This window comes from Pseudomonas nitroreducens (assembly GCF_014204515.1).
Lineage (GTDB): Bacteria > Pseudomonadota > Gammaproteobacteria > Pseudomonadales > Pseudomonadaceae > Pseudomonas > Pseudomonas nitritireducens_A.
In genome coordinates, this window is the sequence record NZ_JACHLI010000030.1 from 78889 (window position 1) to 98166 (window position 19278).

General features: G+C 66.9%; 17 protein-coding genes. 6 read left to right on the forward strand and 11 right to left on the reverse strand.

The window, feature by feature from the left end; all coding sequences use genetic code 11:
* Nucleotides 1–59 precede the first annotated feature (59 nt).
* Nucleotides 60–1397 carry an OprD family porin gene (locus HNP46_RS27720; protein ID WP_184595439.1) on the reverse strand — a complete coding sequence of 446 codons (1338 nt, stop codon included), beginning with the start codon at nt 1395–1397 and terminating at the stop codon, nt 60–62.
* A 263-nt stretch (nt 1398–1660) separates the two neighbouring features.
* Between HNP46_RS27720 and HNP46_RS27725 the strand changes: the two genes are divergently transcribed.
* Entirely contained in the window at nt 1661–2005 is a 345-nt protein-coding gene (locus HNP46_RS27725; RefSeq protein WP_184595441.1) for a cupin domain-containing protein, read from the forward strand.
* A gap of 47 nt (nt 2006–2052) precedes the next feature.
* On the opposite strand, the gene HNP46_RS27730 is transcribed toward HNP46_RS27725, so the two are convergent.
* Together HNP46_RS27730 and HNP46_RS27735 are read right to left on the reverse strand one after the other, a co-directional pair.
* Nucleotides 2053–3636: a carboxylesterase/lipase family protein gene (locus tag HNP46_RS27730; protein WP_184595443.1), complete on the reverse strand. Its 1584-nt coding sequence runs from the start codon at nt 3634–3636 to the stop codon at nt 2053–2055.
* A gap of 54 nt (nt 3637–3690) precedes the next feature.
* A complete protein-coding gene (locus HNP46_RS27735; protein ID WP_184595444.1) occupies nt 3691–4779 on the reverse strand; it encodes a polyamine ABC transporter substrate-binding protein in 1089 nt (362 codons plus the stop codon).
* Between the two features lie 155 nt (nt 4780–4934).
* Between HNP46_RS27735 and HNP46_RS27740 the strand changes: the two genes are divergently transcribed.
* Complete coding sequence (locus HNP46_RS27740; RefSeq protein WP_184595445.1) at nt 4935–5567, forward strand: TetR/AcrR family transcriptional regulator; 633 nt, start codon at nt 4935–4937, stop codon at nt 5565–5567.
* Between the two features lie 6 nt (nt 5568–5573).
* Here HNP46_RS27740 and HNP46_RS27745 read toward each other — a convergent pair whose 3' ends face one another.
* Nucleotides 5574–6266: an MgtC/SapB family protein gene (locus HNP46_RS27745; RefSeq protein WP_184595446.1), complete on the reverse strand. Its 693-nt coding sequence runs from the start codon at nt 6264–6266 to the stop codon at nt 5574–5576.
* A 303-nt stretch (nt 6267–6569) separates the two neighbouring features.
* On the opposite strand from HNP46_RS27745, the gene HNP46_RS27750 reads away from it, so the two are divergent.
* Nucleotides 6570–6878 carry an NIPSNAP family protein gene (locus tag HNP46_RS27750; protein ID WP_184595447.1) on the forward strand — a complete coding sequence of 103 codons (309 nt, stop codon included), beginning with the start codon at nt 6570–6572 and terminating at the stop codon, nt 6876–6878.
* Nucleotides 6879–7192: 314 nt separating this feature from the next.
* Here the strand turns inward: HNP46_RS27750 and HNP46_RS27755 are convergent, their stop codons facing one another.
* The 3 genes from HNP46_RS27755 to HNP46_RS27765 are packed head-to-tail and all read right to left on the reverse strand — an operon-like array spanning nt 7193 to nt 12918.
* Complete coding sequence (locus HNP46_RS27755; RefSeq protein ID WP_184595475.1) at nt 7193–8602, reverse strand: efflux transporter outer membrane subunit; 1410 nt, start codon at nt 8600–8602, stop codon at nt 7193–7195.
* A 5-nt stretch (nt 8603–8607) separates the two neighbouring features.
* Nucleotides 8608–11739 carry an efflux RND transporter permease subunit gene (locus HNP46_RS27760; RefSeq protein WP_184595448.1) on the reverse strand — a complete coding sequence of 1044 codons (3132 nt, stop codon included), beginning with the start codon at nt 11737–11739 and terminating at the stop codon, nt 8608–8610.
* A 27-nt stretch (nt 11740–11766) separates the two neighbouring features.
* On the reverse strand, nt 11767–12918 hold the full coding sequence (locus HNP46_RS27765; protein WP_184595450.1) for a MexC family multidrug efflux RND transporter periplasmic adaptor subunit: 1152 nt from the start codon (nt 12916–12918) through the stop codon (nt 11767–11769).
* A 180-nt stretch (nt 12919–13098) separates the two neighbouring features.
* Here HNP46_RS27765 and HNP46_RS27770 point away from each other — a divergent pair, with 180 nt between their 5' ends.
* Together HNP46_RS27770 and HNP46_RS27775 are read left to right on the forward strand one after the other, a co-directional pair.
* Nucleotides 13099–13662 (forward strand): TetR/AcrR family transcriptional regulator, encoded by a 564-nt coding sequence (locus HNP46_RS27770; protein ID WP_184595452.1) that lies wholly within the window; start codon nt 13099–13101, stop codon nt 13660–13662.
* Between the two features lie 90 nt (nt 13663–13752).
* On the forward strand, nt 13753–15198 hold the full coding sequence (locus HNP46_RS27775) for a SulP family inorganic anion transporter (RefSeq protein ID WP_184595454.1): 1446 nt from the start codon (nt 13753–13755) through the stop codon (nt 15196–15198).
* 12 nt (nt 15199–15210) lie between these two features.
* Here HNP46_RS27775 and HNP46_RS27780 read toward each other — a convergent pair whose 3' ends face one another.
* The 4 genes from HNP46_RS27780 to HNP46_RS27795 form a co-directional block, all read right to left on the reverse strand.
* Entirely contained in the window at nt 15211–15699 is a 489-nt protein-coding gene (locus tag HNP46_RS27780) for a DUF2938 domain-containing protein (RefSeq protein ID WP_184595456.1), read from the reverse strand.
* Between the two features lie 58 nt (nt 15700–15757).
* Entirely contained in the window at nt 15758–16954 is a 1197-nt protein-coding gene (locus HNP46_RS27785) for an MFS transporter (RefSeq protein ID WP_184595458.1), read from the reverse strand.
* 110 nt (nt 16955–17064) lie between these two features.
* Complete coding sequence (locus HNP46_RS27790) at nt 17065–17280, reverse strand: tautomerase family protein (protein WP_184595460.1); 216 nt, start codon at nt 17278–17280, stop codon at nt 17065–17067.
* Nucleotides 17281–17336: 56 nt separating this feature from the next.
* On the reverse strand, nt 17337–18071 hold the full coding sequence (locus tag HNP46_RS27795; RefSeq protein ID WP_184595462.1) for an SDR family NAD(P)-dependent oxidoreductase: 735 nt from the start codon (nt 18069–18071) through the stop codon (nt 17337–17339).
* 131 nt (nt 18072–18202) lie between these two features.
* On the opposite strand from HNP46_RS27795, the gene HNP46_RS27800 reads away from it, so the two are divergent.
* Nucleotides 18203–19120 (forward strand): LysR family transcriptional regulator, encoded by a 918-nt coding sequence (locus HNP46_RS27800; RefSeq protein ID WP_184595464.1) that lies wholly within the window; start codon nt 18203–18205, stop codon nt 19118–19120.
* Nucleotides 19121–19278 lie beyond the last annotated feature (158 nt).

A 19278-nucleotide genomic window follows, 5' to 3' on the forward strand; every position in this document is an offset into this window, starting at 1 on the left:
CAGCTGACAATTCCGTCATCCGTCATCCGTCATCCGTCATCCGTCCTTGGGCGCCGGCCTTACAGCACGGCCAGGGGGTACTCGATGATCAGCCGCACTTCGTCGAGGTCCGATTCGAAGGCGGTGGCGCGGGTGGTCGCCTGGCGTACGCGCAGGGACAGGTCCTTGAGCTGGCCTTCCTGGAATACGTACCTGGCCTCGATGTCGCGCTCCCAGCGCTTCTGGTCCGTGAGCGGATCGCCGTTGCCATCGCGACGCATGTACACGGCGTTGGCGTTGGAGTAATCGGCGTCGCTGCCGCGGGCGTAGCGGGTCATGAAGCTCAGGCCCGGCACGCCGTAGGTGGCCATGTCGAGGTCGTAGCGGACCATCCACGAGCGCTCCTTCGGTGAGTTGAAGTCGCTGTACTGGATGGAGTTGTCCAGGTAGATCGAGTCGGCCTGGCGCAGGTAGTCGAAGTCGTTGTTGCCGTTGTTGCGCTGGTGGCTCAGGGCAACGCGGTGGGCGCCGAAGTGCACGCCGGCGCTGGCGCTCCAGATGTTGGTGTTGAACTCGCCGAGCAGCTCGCGCCCTTCGTCCTGCGACTTGTAGTAGTTGAAGCCGCCGAACAGCTCTACCGCCTCGCTGAGCGGAAAGTTCAGCGCGGTGCCGAAGTAGTACTGGTTCCAGGCGTCCTTCAGGCGGCTGCTGTAGAGGCTGACGCTGGCGTTGTCGTTGATGGCGTAGTCGCCGCCGCCATAGGCGAGCCAGGGCGAATCCACTGGGCCTGCGTAGAAGGTGGCGAAGCCGTCGTCCATCTGCCGCGACTGCGGCTGGCTCATGGAATGCAGGCGGCCGCCCTGCAGCGTCAGGCCGTCGAGGCTGGTGTTGTTCAGGGTGAAGCCACGGAAGGATTCGGGCAGCAGGCGCGAGTCGCCATAGTGCACCACGGGCGTCTCGGGGAACACGTCGCCGACCTTCAGCACCGTGTCCCACAGGCGCACCTTGGCGGCTCCGCCGGCCTTGGTGTAGTCGCTCTGGGTGCGCCCGTCATTGTCGGTGGGCAGCACGTCCACCGAGCTGCCGGCGCCGTTGCGGCCATCGCCGGTGTCGAGCTGCAAGCCGACCATGGCAAAGGCGTCGACACCCACGCCCACCGTGCCCTGGGTGAAGCCGGATTCGAACCTGCCGATGACCCCGTGGGCCCAGACTTCCGAGTAGCCGTTGCCGCGCGGCGGCACGGACTGGCCATGGCGGGCGTCACGGTTGAAGTAGAGGTTGCGGTTGAGGACCTCGAGGCTGGCGCCTTCGAAGAAGCCTTCGGCTTTCTCGTCACCTTTCGCCTCGGCGAAGATGGTCGGCGAAGCGACCCCCAGTGCCAGCAGCGAAGCCGCCAGCGGGAATTTGCGTCGATACATGATGTGCTCCTAGAGGCAGGATGGTCGGTTACCGCCTGCTGTTGTTGTTTTCGCCCAGGCGTGGCGAGGGCCACGGGCATCGTGTGGGAGCGCGGATAACGGGCAGGTGAGCGGCGGATGACAAATCTGTCAGATGCGGACGAAAAGGCCGGCGCGAGGCCGTGGGCAGCGCTGGTAGACATACCGATGTCGAATCCAGGCAACTCGCCGTGGCGGTTCGTGGCTAGGGTGGCGGATCTTCCCTGCAACGACCTGGAGCTGTCATGTCCGATTTCATCACCGTGCTGCGCGACACCTGCCCGACGCCCGTGCTGGATGCCACCAAGTGGAAGCGCATCGGCGGCGACCCGCACACCGTCAACCTGAATGCCTACCTGTCGGCGGACGGCAGCAAGATCATGGGTACCTGGATCTGCACCCCCGGCAAGTTCGAGGTGAACTACGAGAAGTGGGAGTACTGCCATTTCCTCGACGGCTACTGCGTCATCACCCCCGAGGGCGAGCAGCCGATCCACCTGCGCGCCGGCGATGTGTTCGTCATCGAGCCGGGCATGAAGGGCACCTGGGAAGTGGTGGAGACGGTGCGCAAGTACTTCGTCTTCGCCTGATACAGGGCGCAGACGCGAAGGGGAGCCGATGGCTCCCCTTTGTCGTTTCAGCGGGCCGGGTAGATGTGTTCGAACCACCAGCGCCGGCGTACGGCGTAGGGATCGTCCAGCAGTGCCGGCTGCTGGTCCAGGCTGAGCAGGGTGCGCGGCCCGGTGGCATACAGCGGCCAGGGCGGCAGCCTGTCGCCAGGGGATTGGGTGGCACCGGCGTAGTCCAGGAGCATGCCTTGCATCAGCCGTGACAAGTGATCGCGCTCCGCAGCGTCGGCGGTGTCCTGCGGAGTTCCAGCCAGCAAGCGGCCGACGTAGGTGTCCAGCTTGCCGAAGAAGTAGACCTGGTCGGCAGCGTGCTGGGCGCGGCGGCGCGGGTCGGTTTCGCGATCGAAGCGATAGACCTGCACGCGGTTCTGCGCGGCCAGGCCCTCAGCGGCCCACAGCGCTGGCATGACGAAAGCGCAGTCGCCCAGCAGGTGCATGGCGCGGACGCCGTCGTCCTCATCGGGGAATGCTCCGCGGTACAACGCCTTCGCGGCGTCCTTGAGCCCTGGCGGGATGATCGCCAGGCGCTCCACCAAGGCATCCAGGCCGAGGCGGTCGAGGTTGTCGTCCCAGTTCAGCCAGAGCCCCATCTCGTAGTGGGTGAAGCCGATCAGGATGTCGATGCCGGTGGCGGCTCCGCGCCGGGCGAACTCGATCGGGTCCAACTGTGCCCCGGCGTGGGTCTTGGGCCAGAACAGCGAGTCCATGTGGAACAGCATGTCGGTGCTTTCGGCCAGGGCATGCACTTTCGTCATCAGGGCATGGGTGTCCAGTTGCTGCAACTGCGCGAGACTGTCGATGCCGCAATCGGCGAAGAAGCCGCGCGCCAGTTCCTTCGCCGAGGCGTCGCTCAGGCCATGGCCGAGATCGCCGCTCAGGCCCGGCAGGCCGGCGTAGCCGCTCATCATCACCACGCGCCGCACCAGCCCCTGCAGGTGGCCACCGGCGAGCAGCCAGCTGATGTCGATGCTGCCGGCAGACTCGCCCATCAGGGTGATGTTGTCCGCGTCGCCACCGAACCGGGCGATGTTCTGCCGAATCCAGCGCAGCGCCTGGAGCTGGTCGAGCAGGCCATGGGAATGCGCGCCGGCGAACTCCTCGCCGCCCAGCACGCTGACGTCGAGAAAGCCGAACAGGCCCAAGCGGTAGTTCAGCGAGACGAACACCACGTCACCGTTCGCCGCCAGCACGTCGCCGTGGTAGCACTTCAGGCGGCTGCTCTCCAGCCAGTTGGCGCCGCCGTGGATCCAGACCAGCACCGGCTTGCCGCTGGCGGCCGGGTCGCGGGTCCAGACGTTCAGCGTCAGGCAATCCTCGGAGCCCACCCAGGGGCGCCCCGGCAGCGGATCGCTGTCGCTGAACTCGGCGTACTCGCCCTCGGTTTCATCGAACAGCTGCGCGGCCGCCGCGCCGAAGCGCTCGGCGCTGCGCACTTCGTTCCAGGGGCGGTGGGGTTGCGGCGGGCGAAAGCGCAATTCACCCAGCGGCGGCTCGGCGTAGCGAATGCCGAGGTAGCGGTACAGCCCGCTGGCTGGATCGAAGGCGCCGCGCAGCGGGCCCTGGGCGGTGTGGACGAGGGTCGGGTCGGTCATCACGAAATTCCTGGGGCGGGCGAGGGCGCCCGCCGTTGCAGCGGAGAAGGGGAGTCAGAGGCCGCTCTTGAAGCGGTTCCAGGCGCGGGTCATCAAGCGCAGGTCTTCCGGCGTCGGGTTGGACTGCCAGAACATCTTCTGGCGCACCGCTGCGGGCGGGAACACCGTGGGGTTGTTCGCCACCTCGGCAGGCAACAGTGCCTGGCTGGCCGGGACTGCCGTGGCATAGCCGACGGTGGCGGTGAAGTCGGCGCTGACCTTGGGTTCGAGTATCTGGTTCATGAAGCGGTAGGCGGCCTCGGGGTTGGGGGCGTTGCGCGGCATGGCCATGAAGCCGAACCAGGCGACCGTGCCTTCCCTGGGCGCGATGTAGCGAATCTCATCGCTCTTGCCGGCTTCCTGGGCGCGGCGGCGGGCGATCTCCACGTCGCCGGACCAGCCCAGCACCAGGCACACGTTGCCGTTGGCCAGGTCGTTGATGTAGCTGCCGGAGTTGATGTAACGCAGGCTCGGCTTGATCCCGTCGAGCAGCCGGTTGGCCTTGTCGAGGCTCTCGCGGGTGGGCTTCTGCGGGTCGAGGCCGAGGTAGTTGAGGACGATAGGGTAGACGTCCTCCGGGCTGTCGATCAGGCCGACACCGCAGTCCTTGAGCTGGCTGGCGTTGGCCGGCTTGAACAGCAGGTCGTAGGAGTCCATCGGCGCGTTGGGCAGGCGCGCCTTGACCAGCGTCGCGTTGACCCCGAGGCCGGTGGTGCCCCAGTCGTAGATGAAGGCGTGGCGGTTGCCCGGGTCCTTGCCTTCGACGAACTTCATCAGCTGCGGGTCGAGATTCTTCCAGTTGGGCAGCTGGCTGCGGTCCAGCTCCTGCAGCGCGCCGGCCTTGATCAATTGCTCCAGCGAGGTGCCCGAGGGCACGACCACGTCGTAGCCGCTGTTGCCGGTGAGCAGCTTCACCATCAGCGTCGACTCGTTGTCGAAGGTGTCGTACTGCACGCTGATGCCGGTGGCGGCCTGGAAGTCCCTGATGGTGTCCTGGCCGATCAGGTCGGACCAGTTGTACACGCGTACCTGCTGCTGGGCGGCGCCCGCAGCGGGAATCGAGAGCGCGGCGAGCATGCCGAGCGCCAGCTTGATGCCTTTCATCTTCGGTGGACCTCAGGGGTTCTTGTTGTTGTGAAAACTGTATTTTCCTACAAAGTTGTAGTCAACTACAATTTTGTTGCCATGCCCGGACGGCTTTCCCGATTCCATGGCTTGAGTAGAATGCGTCCCTGAACCCGAACCGACACGGAGCCGCCATGCCCGCCCACAAGCCCGCCGCCGAGACCTCGCTGCGCGAACGCAAGAAGGAAAAGCAGCGCCAGGCGCTGATCGACAGCGCCACCGAGCTGTTCCGCGAGCGCACCTTCGCCAATACGCGCATGGAGGACATTGCCGCCGTGGTCGAAGTCGGGGTGACCACGGTCTACAACTACTTCCCCAGCAAGCACGAGCTGCTGGTGGCGATCATCGACAACCAGGTGACGCTGGCGCAGCACAAGGTCGGGCGGGTGCTGGATGCGCTGCCGGAGGAGCCGGTGGAAGGGCTGGCGAAGATGATCGGCGCCGACTACGGCAACATGGACCGCCCCGAGGACAAGCGTCTGTGGCGCGAACTGCTGGCGGTGATGCTGTTTGCCAGTGCCGAGCATGGCGAGATCGAGCAGTCGCGCAATCGCTTTCGCGAGGCTCTGGGCCGGGCGCTGACGAGCTACATCGAGCGCGGGAGGCTGCGCGCGGAATGCGAGGTGGAGGCGGTGGTGGACATCGTCTACGCCATCTATGCCTACCACTTCCGCAGCCTGGCCTGTGCCGACAAGGCGCGCACCCGCGACGCGCTGAAGCTGGTGCGCCGCGACCTCGAGGTGCTGCTGCGGCCGCACCTCGTCTGAGCCGCGTTACTGCGGCCCGTCGCTGACCGACCAACTGGCCGCCGACACGTAGGGCGCCAGCGCCAGTTCGCCGACCAGGGCTTCGAGCAGGCTGTCCTTGTCGCTGGGCGCCAGTACCAGGGCGGCCACTTCCACTTCGCCGCCGGTCTTGCGTGCGTGGCTTTCCAGGCTCTGCAGGGCCAGGCCGTTGGCGCTCAGGCGGCGCAGCAGGGTGGAGCGCACCAGCGCTTCCTGCTGGGCCTCGGTGACGGCCTCGACGGTATAGTAGCGCTCGCTGCTCGGCTCGATAGGGGCATGGCGCTGGATCCAGCGGGTTACCGAGGGCAGGGTCAGGTTGCACAGCACGATGAGCAGCGTGGCGACCAGCGCCGCGGCGAGGAAGCCGCTGCCCGCCAGCACGCCCACCGCGCCGGTGCACCAGACCGTGGCCGCGGTGCTCAGGCCGCGCACGCTGAGGCCGTCGCGCATGATCACGCCGGCGCCGAGGAAGCCGATGCCGGTGACCACCTGGGCGGACATGCGCACCACCTGGTCCTCCGCGCCCATGAGAAAGGGCAGGGTGGCGAAGGTGGCCGCGCCGAGGGACACCAGGCCGTGGGTAGCGACCCCGGTGAAGCGCTGGCGCCACTGGCGCTCCATGCCGATCAGCGCGCCGAAGCAGAGCGCCGCGAAGAGGTCGAGGATGATGTTGAAGTACATGCAGTTGTGCTCCGCGCCGGCCTTGCGCCGATGCTTCGGGAAAGGGGCAGTGTGCCCCCGGTGAATGAGAAGGTGCGTCCAGTCTAACGGGCTGGCGGGCGAAACGGGCTGACCTGTCGCAGGCGGGCTGTGGCCTGTAGGAGCTAGCTTGCTGGCGAAAAAGACTTCCCGGCGACCTCGTAGTCAAGCGGTTCGCGAGCAAGCTCGCTCCTACGAAGAGCCATCTGCCGGGGAGGCCGCTTGGGCGTTGCCGCGAGAAATAGGTAGAGTGGCCGTCCCTTTCACCGGAAGAGAGTCGGCCCGATGGTCACCTGTTATCTGCGCTACGTACTGGACCCGTACAAGCTCAAGGAATTCGAACACTACGGCCGCTTGTGGATCCCGCTGGTGGAACGCTTCGGCGGCCAGCACCACGGTTACTTCCTGCCCTCCGAAGGCGCCAGCAATATTGCCCTGGCGATGTTCACCTTCCCCAGCCTGGCCGAGTACGAACGCTACCGGCAGCAGTCCATGGACGATCCCGAATGCCAGGCCGCGTTCCGCTACGCCGAGGAAACCCGCTGCATCCTCAGTTACGAGCGCAGCTTCTTCCGGCCGGTGTTTGGCAGCTGATCGGCCGCCCCATGGCGCTGGAATCATCGCGGACGGAGTCCGCTCCTACGCAGGTATCAGGTTCGGTAGGAGCGGACTCTGTCCGCGATTGCCATCCGCTGGCAGAGGAGCAACGTTGTAGGGCGCATAACGCCAGGGGCGTTATCCGCCGCTGTGGCGGATAACCCGTGCCGGGTTATGCGCCCTACGGACCGAGCGATCCTGGCTGGAATCATCGCGGACGAAGTCCGCTCCTACGCAGGTATCAGGCTCGGTAAGAGCGGACTCCGTCCGCGATTGCCATCCGCTGGCAGAGGAGCAGCACAAGCGCTCGATCAACGCCGCGCCGTGACCTCGCCGCTCCAGCCACCGCCCAGGGCGCGGAACAGGTCCACCAGGGCGATCTGCCGCTGGGTGCTGGTCTCGATGTAGGCCGACTCGTTGACGAAGTTGCTGCGCTGCGCGTCGAGGTAGCGCAGGTGGCTGTCGACGCCGCCCTCGTAGCGTGCCTTGGCCAGCTTCAACGTCTCGTTGGTGGTGTTGGCCAGGGCCCGGCGTGCGGCTTCCTCGCGGCGCAGGGTGTCGGTGGCGGCGAGGGCGTCGGCCACTTCGCGGAACGCGGTCTGGATGGTGCCTTCGTAGGCGGCCACCGCCGAGTCCTTGCGCACCTTGGCCAGGTCGAGATTGGCGCTGTTGCGCCCGGCATCGAAGATCGGCAGCGACAGGGTCGGCACGAAGCTCCACGAGCGCGAGCCACCGTCGAACAGACCGGACATCGCCGCGCTGGACGTACCGAAGCTGCCGGTCAGGCTGATGCGCGGGAAGAACGCCGCGCGGGCCGCTCCGATGTCGGCGTTGCGTGCCTTGAGCAGGTGCTCGGCGGCGAGGATGTCCGGGCGCCGCTCGATCAGCTCCGACGGAGTTCCTGGCGCGATGTCCTGGATCAGCATCGGCTTGTCCTGCGGCACCTGCGGGATGCGTTTGGCCGCATCGCTGGTGCCGAGCAGCAGTACCAGCGCGTTGAGCGCCTGCTGCTTCTGCCGAGCATTGCTTTCCAGCTCGGCACGGGACTGTTCCACCAGCCCCAGCGCTTCCTGATAGTCCAGCGCGGTGGCCGCGCCGGCAGTGCGCCGCTGGCCGATCAGGCTGAGCGAATCCTCGCGGCTGGCCAGGGTCTGCTCGGTCAGCTGCAGGCGGCGCTGGGCACCGTCGTAGGTGAGATAGGCCTGGCTGACCTCGGCGATCAGCGCGATACGCGCGCTGCGGGCGGCTTCCTCGGTGGACAGGTACTGCTCCAGCGCCGCGTCGGTCAGGCTCTTCACCCGGCCGAACAGGTCCAGCTCGTACTCGGGCAGCGCCAGGCCGACCTGGTAGCTGCTGCTCACCGCCGAACTGCCGCTGCTGGAAAGGTCCGCCGGCAGCCGCTGGCGATTGCCGTTGGCGGCTCCGCTCAGGGCGGGCACGCGCTCCGAGCGCTGGATGCGGTACTGCGCACGGGCCTGTTCGATGTCCAGCAGGGTCTGGCGCAGCGAACGGTTGTTGTCCAGGGCGACGTTCACCAGGCCGCGCAGTTCGCTGTCGACGATGAAGCTCTGCCAGTCCAGATTGCTCGCCGCCGCGCCGGGCTGGGCGGCGGGGCCGTTCCAGCTCTGCGCCACCGGTGCCTCGGGGCGTTCGTAGGTGGGCGCCATGGAGCAGCCACCCAGGATCAGGGCCGCCAGCAGGGTCAGGGCGGGTTTGCGCAGGGTACTCATTGCGCGGTCTCCGTGGATTGAGGCGCAGGTTTAGGCTGGCGACGCAGCAGCGAGAGCAGCCAGACGAAGCAGATGGGCACGAAGATCACCCCCAGCAGCGTGGCGCTGAGCATCCCGCCGATCACCCCGGTGCCGATGGCGCGCTGGCTGGCGGCGCCGGCGCCGCTGGCGACCACCAGCGGCACCACGCCGAGGATGAAGGCCATGGAGGTCATGATGATCGGGCGGAAGCGCAGGCGAGCGGCCTGGATCGCGGCGTCGCGCAGGCTGTGGCCCTGTTCCCAGAGCTCCTTGGCGAACTCGACGATGAGGATCGCGTTCTTCGCCGCGAGACCAATGATGGTGATCAGGCCGACCTTGAAGTACACGTCGTTGGGCAGCCCGGTGACCGTCACCGCGAGCACCGCGCCGAGGGCGCCGATGGGCACGATGAGCATCACCGACAGCGGGATCGCCCAGCTCTCGTAGAGCGCCACCAGCAGCAGGAACACCACCAGGATCGCCAGGGCGAACAGCTGGCTGGCCTGGCCGCTGGCGACCTTTTCCTGGTAGGAGAGGCCGGTCCACTCGTAGCCGATGCCGGCCGGCAGCTCGCTCGTCAGGCGCTGCATCTCGGCCATGGCTTCGCCGGTACTGACACCCGGCGCGGCATCACCGGCGATACGGATCGACGGGTAGCCGTTGTAGCGCGCCAGCTGCACCGGGCCTTCTTCCCAGCGGGTGCTGACGAAGGCGGACAGCGGCACCAGTTCGCCGTTGCTGTTGGGAACGTAGAGCTTGAGCACGGCTTCCGGGGTCATCCGGTCGCCCTGTTCGGCCTGCACCACCACGCGCTGCTGACGGCCGGCGTTGGCAAAATCGTTGATCACCGAGGAGCCGAACGCGGTGGACAGCGCGCTGCTGATGGACTCGAAGCTCACCCCCAGGGTGCGCGCCTTCTCGCGGTCGATCTCCAGGCGCAGTTGGGGTGCCTCGGCGAGGCCTTCCATCATGGCGTAGAGGATCTTCGGGTTGCCGTTGGCCTGGCCGAGCAACTGGTCGCGGGCTGCCAGCAGCGCTTCGCGGCCAAGGCCGGCGCGGTCCTGCAGGCGCAGCGAGAAGCCGCCCGAGTTGCCCAGGCCGTCGATCGGCGGCGGGGTCACGGCCATGATCGCGCCGTCGCTGATGCCGGCGAAGCGCTCGTTGATCGCGGCGGTTTCCGCTTCGGCGGACTGCGATTTGTCGCGTACGGACCAGTCCTTCAGGGTCGGGAAGGCCAACGCGGCGTTCTCGCCCATGCCGGAGAAGCTGAAGCCCATCACCAGGAAGGACGACGCCACCGCCTCGCGGGACTTCAGGAACTGCTCCAGCTCCTGGCCGGTGACGTCGGCGCGCGCGCGGGTGGCGCCCGGCGGCAACTGGATGTCGACGATCATGTAGCCCTGGTCTTCCACCGGCACGAAGGATTCCGGCAGGCGCAGGTAGCTGTAGCCGAGCAGGGCGACGATGCCCGCGTAGATCAGCATGTAGCGCCCGGCGCGTTTCACCAGCGCGGTATTGAGCAGGGTGTAGCGCTCGGTCAGGCGGTTGAAGCCACGGTTGAAGGCGCCGAAGAAGCCGCGCTTCTCGTGGTGACCCTCGGGAATCGGCTTGAGCAGCGTCGCGCACAGCGCCGGGGTGAAGGTCAGGGCGAGGAAGCCGGAGAACAGGATCGACACCGCCAGCGACAGCGAGAACTGCTGGTAGATCACCCCCACGGAACCGGCCATGAACGCCAGCGGCATGAACACCGCCGAGAGCACCAGGGTGATGCCGATGATCGCGCCGGACACCTGGCCCATCGCCTTGACCGTGGCGGCGGGCGGGGAGAGGCCTTCCTCGGCCATGATCCGCTCGACGTTCTCGACGACCACGATGGCGTCATCGACGAGAATGCCGATGGCCAGCACCATGCCGAACATGGTCATCATGTTCACCGAGAAGCCCAGCAGGTACATCATCGTCAGCGTGCCGAGCAGGCACACCGGCACCACGATGGCCGGGATCAGCGTGTAGCGCACGTTCTGCAGGAACAGGAACATCACCAGGAACACCAGCACCATGGCTTCGAGCAGGGTGTGGATGACCTTCTCGATGGCCACGTCGACGAAGCGCGAGGTGTCATAGGGCACCGAGTACTCGACGTCATCGGGGAAGTTGACTGACAGCTCGTCCAGGCGCTGTTTCACCAGCTCGGCGGTCTGCAGGGCGTTGGCGCCAGGCGAGAGCTGGATGGCGCCGGCCACGGTGGGCTTGCCGTCCAGGCGGGCGGTGAAGTTGTAGCTTTCGCTGCCCACTTCCAGGCGCGCGACGTCGGCGAGCTTGACGGTGGAGCCGTCCGGGTTGGCGCGCAGGACGATGCGGCCGAACTCCGCCGGGTCGTCCAGGGTGCCTTTCACAGCCAGCGTCGCGGTCAGCTCCTGCTCGGTGGTGCCGGGGGAGGCGCCGAAGCTGCCGGCCGGTACCTGCACGTTCTGCCCGCGAATGGCGTTGCCCACGTCATCGATGGACAGGCCGTAGCCCACCAGCTTCTGCGGGTCGATCCACACGCGCATGGCGGCTTCGGAGGAGAAGAACTGCAGCTTGCCGACGCCTTGGACGCGGCGCAGCTCGTTGTTGATGTTGCGCGCGGCGTAGTCGCCCAGGGCGGTTGTGTCGGTGCGCGCGGAACCTTCCTTGTAGTTCAGCGCGTAGATCAGCAGGAAGCCGGCGCTGGTCTGCTCGACCTCCAGTCCCTGCGTGAGCACGGCCTGGGGCATGCGCGCCTCGGCCTTCTTCAGGCGGTTCTGCACGTCCACCTGGGCCAGCTCCGGGTTGGTGCCGGGTTGGAAGGTGACCACCACTTCGGCCATGCCGTTGGAGTTGCTGGTGGATTCGAAGTAGAGCAGGCCCTTGGCGCCGTTGAGCTCCTCTTCGATCACGCTGGTGACCGAGTCCACCAGTACCTGCGCCGAGGCGCCGGGGTAGGTGGCGGTGACGGTGATCTGCGGCGGCGCCACGCTGGGGTACTGGGCCACCGGCAGCAGCGGGATGGCCAGCAGGCCGGCCAGGGAAATGAACAGCGCCACCACCCACGCGAAGTTGGGGCGCTTGATGAAGAACAGTGACATGGGGAATTCCTCGCGGCGATCCTGGCCTTACTGGCGCGACGCCTGCTGTTGCTGCTGGGCGTGACGGGCTTCGACCTTGGCGCCCGGCTGCAGGCCGGTGAGGCCGCCGACAATGACCTGGTCGCCGTTGGCCAGGCCCTGGCTGATCTGCCAGCGCGAGCCTTGCATGGCGCCGGTCTGCACCTGGCGGGTCTCGACGCGGCTGTCAGCGCCGATCACCAACACGTGGGCGGTGCCGTCGGTGGCGCGCTGTACGGCACGTTGCGGCACTAGAATGGCCTTCGCCTCGGTGCCCTGCGGTGCGGTGACGCGCACGTACATGCCCGGCAGCAGCAGGCCGTCGGCGTTGGCGAACTTGCCGCGCAGCGAGACCTGGCCGGTGCCACGGTCCACCGAGACATCGGTGAACAGCAGCTCGCCCTGGCGCTCGTACTGGGTGCCTTCCACGCGCAGGCTCAGGGCCTGGCTCTGGCCGGCGGGGAGGTTGCCGCTCTTGAGTGCTTCACGCAGGCGCAGGGCGTCGGCCACCGGTTGGGTGAAGTCGGCGTAGATCGGGTCGAGCTGCTGGATGCGCGCCATCAGCGTGGCGTCGCCCTGGCCCACCAATGCGCCTTCGGTCACCAGCGCACGGCCGATGCGCCCGGAGATCGGCGCCTTCACCGAGGCGTAGCCCAGGTTCAGCCGCGCGGTTTCCAGGTCGGCCTGGGCCGAGCGCACCGAAGCCTGGGCACTGCGCAGGTCGGCGGTGGCGGTGTCGAAGTCCTGCTGGCTGACCGCTTCGATCTTCACCAGTGGCTCGTAGCGCTTCACCCGTGCCTGGGCTTCCTGCTGTGCGGCCTGGGCCCGTGCCAGCTTGCCTTCGGCGCGGGACACGGCGGCTTTCAGCGGCGCCGGATCGATCTGGAACAGCAGGTCACCGGCCTTCACGTCAGCGCCTTCCTCGAAGCGCTTCTGCACCACGATGCCCGCCACCCGTGCGCGCACCTCGGCGACGCGCATCGGCTCGATACGCCCCGGCAACTCCGAGGTCAGGGTGAGGGGCTCGGTCGCGACCGCCACCACATCCACCGGGCGAGCCGTCTCCGCGGCTGCCGGCGGCTCGCCGGACTGTCCGCAACCTGCCAGTGCCAGCGCTGCTACCAAAGCACTGATCGTCCCTACTGCACGCAACCTGCCCATGATTCACCCGGGTCTCATCTATCTGGAAAGGTGCGCATGATCCTTTTAAACTCAACATGAGTCAATAAAGTCTCATGTGATTCGTTTGTGTATAAAAATGTCATATCCTTTCACGGAGCGAGGCTTTTTCTGCACAATGCGTCCAACGACCCCCATCCACACCTGACATGAGGCCCCCGAATGACACTCTCTGCCCACGATGAACGTCTCCTCAAGGCGCTGGCCCTGGCCATCGTCGATCGCCCGCGGGCGACCCTGAAGGAACTGGCGGAATCGGCGGGCGTGAGCAAGGCCACCCTGCATCGCTTCTGCGGCACCCGCGACGGCCTGGTGCAGATGCTCGAAGGCTACGGCCATACGGTGATCCGGCAGATCCTCGAAGCCTCCGAACTGCAGCAGGCCGAGCCGCTGGAGGCGCTGCGCCGGCTGATCGCCGAGCACCTGCGGCACCGCGACATGCTGAACTTCCTGCTGTTCCAGTACCGCGCCGAAAGCCTCGACATGGAGGCGACCACCGAGCGCTGGGGCTACTACACCGAGGCGGTCGACGCCTTCTTCCTCCGTGGCCAGCAGGGCGGCGTGTTCCGCATCGACATCACCGCCGCGGTGTTCACCGAACTGTTCCTCTCCATGCTCTACGGTATGGTCGACGCCGAGCGTTACGGCCGCGCGGCCAGCTCCAGTTCCGCCCAGGTGCTGGAGCAGCTGTTCCTCCATGGTTCACTGGTCCAACCCACGGCCTGAACCGATCCGCCGCGGGAGTTGCGGCTGGCCGGGCAGGGCGGTTTTCCGTACCATGGCGGCCCCTTCGCAGTCCTCGCCTTCGAGTAGAAAATGAAACCCGCCCGCCTGCGTGCCGATGTCCTGGCCGGACTCACCACGTCCTTCGCGCTGGTGCCCGAGTGCATCGCCTTCGCCCTGGTCGCTCACCTCAACCCGCTGATGGGCCTGTATGGCGCCTTCATCCTCTGCACCCTGACGGCGCTGTTCGGCGGCCGCCCCGGCATGGTCTCCGGCGCCGCCGGCTCGATGGCGGTGGTGATAGTCGCGCTGGTGGTACAGCACGGTGTGCAGTACCTGCTGGCCACGGTGCTGCTGGGCGGGCTGGTGATGATCCTGTTCGGCGTCCTGCGCCTGGGCAAGCTGGTGCGCATGGTGCCGCACCCGGTGATGCTGGGCTTCGTCAACGGCCTGGCGATCGTCATCGCCCTGGCGCAGCTGGAGCACTTCAAGGATGGCGAGCACTGGCTCAGCGGCAGCCCGCTGTACGTGATGCTGGGGCTGGTGGCCGTGACCATGGCGGTGGTCTACGGGCTGCCGAAGCTGACCCGCGCGGTGCCGCCGGCCCTGGTGGCGATCCTCGGCGTCGGCCTGGCGGTCTACCTGCTCGGCCTGCCGACCCGCACCCTGGGCGACATGGCGCACATCGCCGGCGGCCTGCCGCAGTTCGCCTGGCCGGCTATCCCGTGGAACCTGGAGACGCTGCGGATCATCGCGCCCTACGCCTTCCTCATGGCCATGGTCGGCATCCTGGAAACCCTGCTGACGCTCAACCTCACCGACGAGATCACCCAGACCCGCGGCTTCCCGGATCGCGAGTGCGTGGCCCTGGGCGGCGCCAACATCGTCTCCGGGCTGTTCGGCGGCATGGGCGGTTGCGCCATGATCGGCCAGACGGTGATCAACCTCAGCTCCGGCGGCCGTGGCCGGCTTTCCGGTGTGGTGACAGGGGTGATGATCCTGCTCTTCGTGCTGTTCCTCTCGCCGCTGATCGAGCGTATCCCGCTGGCGGCGCTGGTGGGCGTGATGTTCGTGGTGTCCCAGCAGACCTTCGCCTGGGCTTCGCTGCGGGTGCTGAACAAGGTGCCGTTGAGCGACGTGCTGGTGATCGTTGCGGTGACCGCCATCACCGTCGCCACGGACCTGGCCATGGCGGTGTTCTGCGGGATCATCCTGGCGGCGCTGGACTTTGCCTGGAAGCACGCCCGCGAGCTGTATGCGGACATCCATGAGCAAGCCGATGGCAGCAAGCTGTACCGCGTCCACGGCACGCTGTTCTTCGCTTCCACCACGCCCTTCCTCAACCAGTTCGACCCGTCCGGCGACCCGCCGCAGGTCACCCTGGACTGTGCGCACCTGAGCTTCGTCGATTACTCGGCCATCGCCGCGCTGATGACCCTGCGCGAGCGCTACGCCAAGGCTGGCAAGCACCTGCGCGTGGTGCACCTGTCCGAGCGTTGCAAGCAATTGCTCAAGCGGGCCGGCGCGCAGCACGCCTGAGGTCGTCGCACCTCAGCCGACGGAAAGCAGTAGAGCCGCCAGGTACAGCCCCAGGCCGAACACCGTATGGGTGATCAGGCTGTGCAGCCGCGCCTTGCCAGGGTTGGCGCTCTTCGCCGCGGCGATGCCCAGGCCCAGCGCCGGCTGCATCAGCAGGAAGGGCATGGCCACGGTGACCACACCGAAAAGCAGCGTTGGCAGCAGGGTGGGCCGGCTCAGCCAGGCGCTGCCGGTCAGCGCGACCAGCGCGACGGCGAAGACCATCCCGGTGAGGTAGTGGATGACCCAGCCCAGCGGGCGTTCGCCGGTTACCGGTGTGGCTTTGCCGATGGCCGCGTGGCGGAACTGGCCGCGCGGCATGTGGCCGATCCAGCGGCCGATCAGGGCGTAGTCCAGAGACGGCACGCCGAGCAGGCGCCGGCGCAGGACGGTCCAGGCGTCCATCAGCAGGGTGGCGCCGATGCCGATGGCGATAGCGCTGAGGAAGGTCGAGAGGGGCATGGCTGATTCCTTCGAGTGAGTCGAGGGAACCAGCATCCCGGTTCAAGTGGACTTGAGGTCAAGCCTCTGCGGCGACGCGTCTGCTCAGGTTCGAGCCCAGCACATAGAACACCCCGCCGCCGATGATGAAGGCGCCGAGCATGACAAACACCCAGTGCGGGGCGAACAGCGAGAGGAAGAAGCCCACCAGGATCGGCCCGAAGGCGCCGCCCAGGTTGGCCAGGTTCTGCGTGCCGTAGTACACCCCGCGCAGGTGGTGCGGAGCGATGCGGTCGATGAACATGTACTCGGCAGGGATCACGATGATCTCGCCCAGGGTGAACACCGCCATCGCCAGGCCCCAGTGCCAGAGGCTGTGGGACAGGCCGAAGCCGACGATGCCGAGCACGAACAGCGCCAGACCGACCACCAGCCAGCGCTCCAGGTGCTCGTTGCCGATGCGCTTGCCCAGCAGGTACTGCAGGGCGATCACCGTCACGGCGTTGACCCCCAGCAGGGTCTGGATCACCTGGTAGGCATACTCCGCCGTGCCGGTGGCCACCAGGTATTGCGACAGGTAGGCGGAAAACTGGCCGAACACCACCGCAGTGAGTACGCCTCCAATGGTGAAATACATCAACCGATGGTCCTTCGTCAGCACGCCCAGCACCGCGAGGAACGAGGGTGGCGCCACGCCTTCGGCCGGACGCATGCCACGGTCGCCATAGCGCAGGAAGGCGAGCAGGAAGAGGCTGCCCAGCAGCGCCGAGAGCACGAACGGCAGGTGCTGGCTCCAGTGCGCCAGGGCGGCGCCGATGAAGGGGCCGATGGCGTAGGCGAGGTTGATCAGCGTGTAGCGGATGGAGAACGCGCGGCCCTGTTCAGCGGCCGGCAGCAGGCGGCCGAAGAGGGTTTTCACCACCACGTCGGTGACCGAATAGGCGAAGTTGAAGCCCAGCAGGAACAGGAAGAACAACCACAGCTGGCTGGTCAGCAGCATGCCGGCGAAGGCGGCGACGAAGCAGCTGCCAAAGCCCAGGATCAGGCGGAAGCCGGGCATCCGGTCGATCAGGAAGCCGCCGTAGAGGCTGAGCAGCGAGCCGCCGAACAGCGCGCCACCCATGATCAGGCCGATGCGGTCGACACCCAGGCCGAATCGGGTGGAGAGGTAGATCACCAGGTAGGGCAGGGTGATGGCGCGGCCCAGGGTGAGCAGGAAGGTGCCGCACAGCAGCAGGTTGACCTGTAGCGGGTAACGCTTGAGCGCGGCGAGCATTCCATGCCTCGGCTGAAGGTGGGAGCGGTTGGGCTCCCGATCCTAGCAGCGCCGACTTGGTGCATGGCAAGCGCCGGAGGCGCGTTTTCGCCTCCGGCGTGCCCGCTGGGTCAGCTCTTGCCGTGCTTGCCTTGGCCCTTCAGCTCGGCGACGGTCTTGCCGCCCACGCCCCAGGCGTCGAGGGCGATTTCCTGGATCACCACGTAGGTGGTGGACGGCGGCTTGCGCAGCACGCGCTCCAGCAGCTCTGTGACGCCTTCGATGAGTTGGCGGCGCTCGTCGGCGGTGACGCCTTCGTCGGTGACCTGGATGTTCACATAGGGCATGGCGGTTCTCCGTTGTCGTTGGATTTGTCGTTGGAATTGTCGTGGCAAAGGCTGGCTTACCAGACGCCGGTGGTGGCGCCACCGTCGACGTTGAGGACGGTCCCGCTGACGAAGGTCGAGTCGGTCAGGTAGAGCACTGCGTCGACGATATCCTGCGGATCGCCGATCTGGCCACTGGGGGCGAGGCCGCGCAGGAAGGCGCGCGTGCCCTCGTCATCGGCGTGCAGCGGCGTTTCGATGATCCCCGGCGCTACCGCGTTGACCTGCACGTGGGCGGCCGCCAGCTCCAGGGCCAGGCCGCGCACCGCGCTGTTGAGGCCGCCCTTGATCAGCACCGGCAGCAGCGCCGGGACCTTCACGTTGGGCTGCATGGCGATCGAGGCGGTGATGGTGACGATGTGCCCCGAGCCATTGGCGGCCATGTGCCGGGCGGCGGCCTGGGACGGGTAGAAGAAGCCCAGCAGGTTGGTACCGACGATGGCGTTGACTTCTTCCTCGGTGTAATCGATGACTGCCTTGGGAATGAAGATGCCGGCGTTGTTGATCAGGATGTCCACCCGGCCGAAGGCTTCGATGGCCTGGGCGAACAGGCGCTTGGCGGTGTCCGGCCGGGCGATGTCACCGGCCACGGCGAGGAAGTTGTGCGGGTTGCCCAGCTGGGCGGCGGCTTCTTCCAGGCGAGCCTGGGTGCGGGCGTTGCCGACCACGTTGTAGCCGCGTTGCAGGTAGGCGCGGGCGATGGCGAAGCCGAGGCCGCTGGAAGCGCCGGTGACGATGACGGTCTTGCTCATGGTGATTCTCCGAGAGTGGGGCGGGGCGGCGTGCCCGCGTCTTGGAGGCCAATCTAGGCGGCAATCGATACTTGAAAAATGAGGCTGGCGGCATTTGAATTGATACCCTATGTAATCAATCGAGCCATGCCATGACCCGCCATTTCGACGACCTGCAACTGGGCAGCATCGAGTTGTTCTGCCTGGCGGCGGAGACCGGCAGCTTCACCGCCGCCGCCAACGCCGCTGGCATCACGCCTGCCGCTGTCAGCCGCTCGGTGGCCCGTCTGGAGGAACGCCTGGGCGTGCGTCTGTTCGTCCGCACCACGCGGCAGATGCGCCTGACCGACGACGGCCGCGATTACTTCGAGCAATGCCGCCAGGCGCTGACCCAGCTGGTGGATGCCGAGCGCGCCGTCAGCGGCGGCCAGAGCATCGTCTCCGGGCGTTTGCGCATCAGTGTGCCGACGCCCTATGCGCATTACCGGCTGTTCCCACGGCTGCCGGAGTTCCGCCGGCGCTATCCGCAGGTGCAGGTGGAGGTGCACGTCAGTAACCGCAACATCGACTTTGCCAACGAAGGCTATGACCTGGCGATCCGCGGTCGCGACCCGGTGGACTCCAGCCTGGTGGCGCGGCGCCTGGAAGAAGTCGAGAACGTGATCGTCGCCACGCCCGATTACCTCACGCGCGCCGGTACGCCGCAGGTGCCGGACGATCTCGCCGCCCACGACTGCATCCAGTTCGAACTGCCCAGCACCGGCCGCCGTGTGCCCTGGACCTTGCGCATCGACGGCGAAGTGGTGGAGGTCGAGACGTCCGGTGGGCTGACGGTGCTGGAGGATTACCTGGCCACCGCGACCCTGGCCAAGTGCGGCGGCGGGCTGATGCAGGCTTATCACTTCACCGTGCAGGAGGAACTGGAGCGCGGAGAGCTGGTGGAGGTGCTGCACGACTACGGCCAGACCACGCGGCCGTTCTGGCTGATCTATCCGCATGCACGGCATGTGCCGTCGCGGGTGAGGGCATTCATCGACTTCATGCTGGAGACGCCGGCAAACATGTCGTAGGAGCGGACTCCGTCCGCGATCGAATGACCGCCGCTCCGACCTGCCAGGGAGTTGGGCGTAGCCATCGCGGACGGAGTCCGCTTGTATGGCGTTAGGGTAGGAACCTGTCGGGGGTGGAGGGACAAAGTCCGCTTCTGCAAGCCAGACGGTAGGAGACT

Coding starts and splice junctions, on each gene's coding strand:
- HNP46_RS27800 (WP_184595464.1), top strand. CDS start 18,203: ATGACCCGCCATTTCGACGACCTGCAACTGGGCAGCATCGAGTTGTTC.
- HNP46_RS27745 (WP_184595446.1), bottom strand. CDS start 6,266: ATGTACTTCAACATCATCCTCGACCTCTTCGCGGCGCTCTGCTTCGGC.
- HNP46_RS27740 (WP_184595445.1), top strand. CDS start 4,935: ATGCCCGCCCACAAGCCCGCCGCCGAGACCTCGCTGCGCGAACGCAAG.
- HNP46_RS27730 (WP_184595443.1), bottom strand. CDS start 3,636: ATGACCGACCCGACCCTCGTCCACACCGCCCAGGGCCCGCTGCGCGGC.
- HNP46_RS27790 (WP_184595460.1), bottom strand. CDS start 17,280: ATGCCCTATGTGAACATCCAGGTCACCGACGAAGGCGTCACCGCCGAC.
- HNP46_RS27785 (WP_184595458.1), bottom strand. CDS start 16,954: ATGCTCGCCGCGCTCAAGCGTTACCCGCTACAGGTCAACCTGCTGCTG.
- HNP46_RS27760 (WP_184595448.1), bottom strand. CDS start 11,739: ATGTCACTGTTCTTCATCAAGCGCCCCAACTTCGCGTGGGTGGTGGCG.
- HNP46_RS27725 (WP_184595441.1), top strand. CDS start 1,661: ATGTCCGATTTCATCACCGTGCTGCGCGACACCTGCCCGACGCCCGTG.
- HNP46_RS27720 (WP_184595439.1), bottom strand. CDS start 1,397: ATGTATCGACGCAAATTCCCGCTGGCGGCTTCGCTGCTGGCACTGGGG.
- HNP46_RS27735 (WP_184595444.1), bottom strand. CDS start 4,779: ATGAAAGGCATCAAGCTGGCGCTCGGCATGCTCGCCGCGCTCTCGATT.
- HNP46_RS27795 (WP_184595462.1), bottom strand. CDS start 18,071: ATGAGCAAGACCGTCATCGTCACCGGCGCTTCCAGCGGCCTCGGCTTC.
- HNP46_RS27750 (WP_184595447.1), top strand. CDS start 6,570: ATGGTCACCTGTTATCTGCGCTACGTACTGGACCCGTACAAGCTCAAG.
- HNP46_RS27770 (WP_184595452.1), top strand. CDS start 13,099: ATGACACTCTCTGCCCACGATGAACGTCTCCTCAAGGCGCTGGCCCTG.
- HNP46_RS27765 (WP_184595450.1), bottom strand. CDS start 12,918: ATGGGCAGGTTGCGTGCAGTAGGGACGATCAGTGCTTTGGTAGCAGCG.
- HNP46_RS27780 (WP_184595456.1), bottom strand. CDS start 15,699: ATGCCCCTCTCGACCTTCCTCAGCGCTATCGCCATCGGCATCGGCGCC.
- HNP46_RS27775 (WP_184595454.1), top strand. CDS start 13,753: ATGAAACCCGCCCGCCTGCGTGCCGATGTCCTGGCCGGACTCACCACG.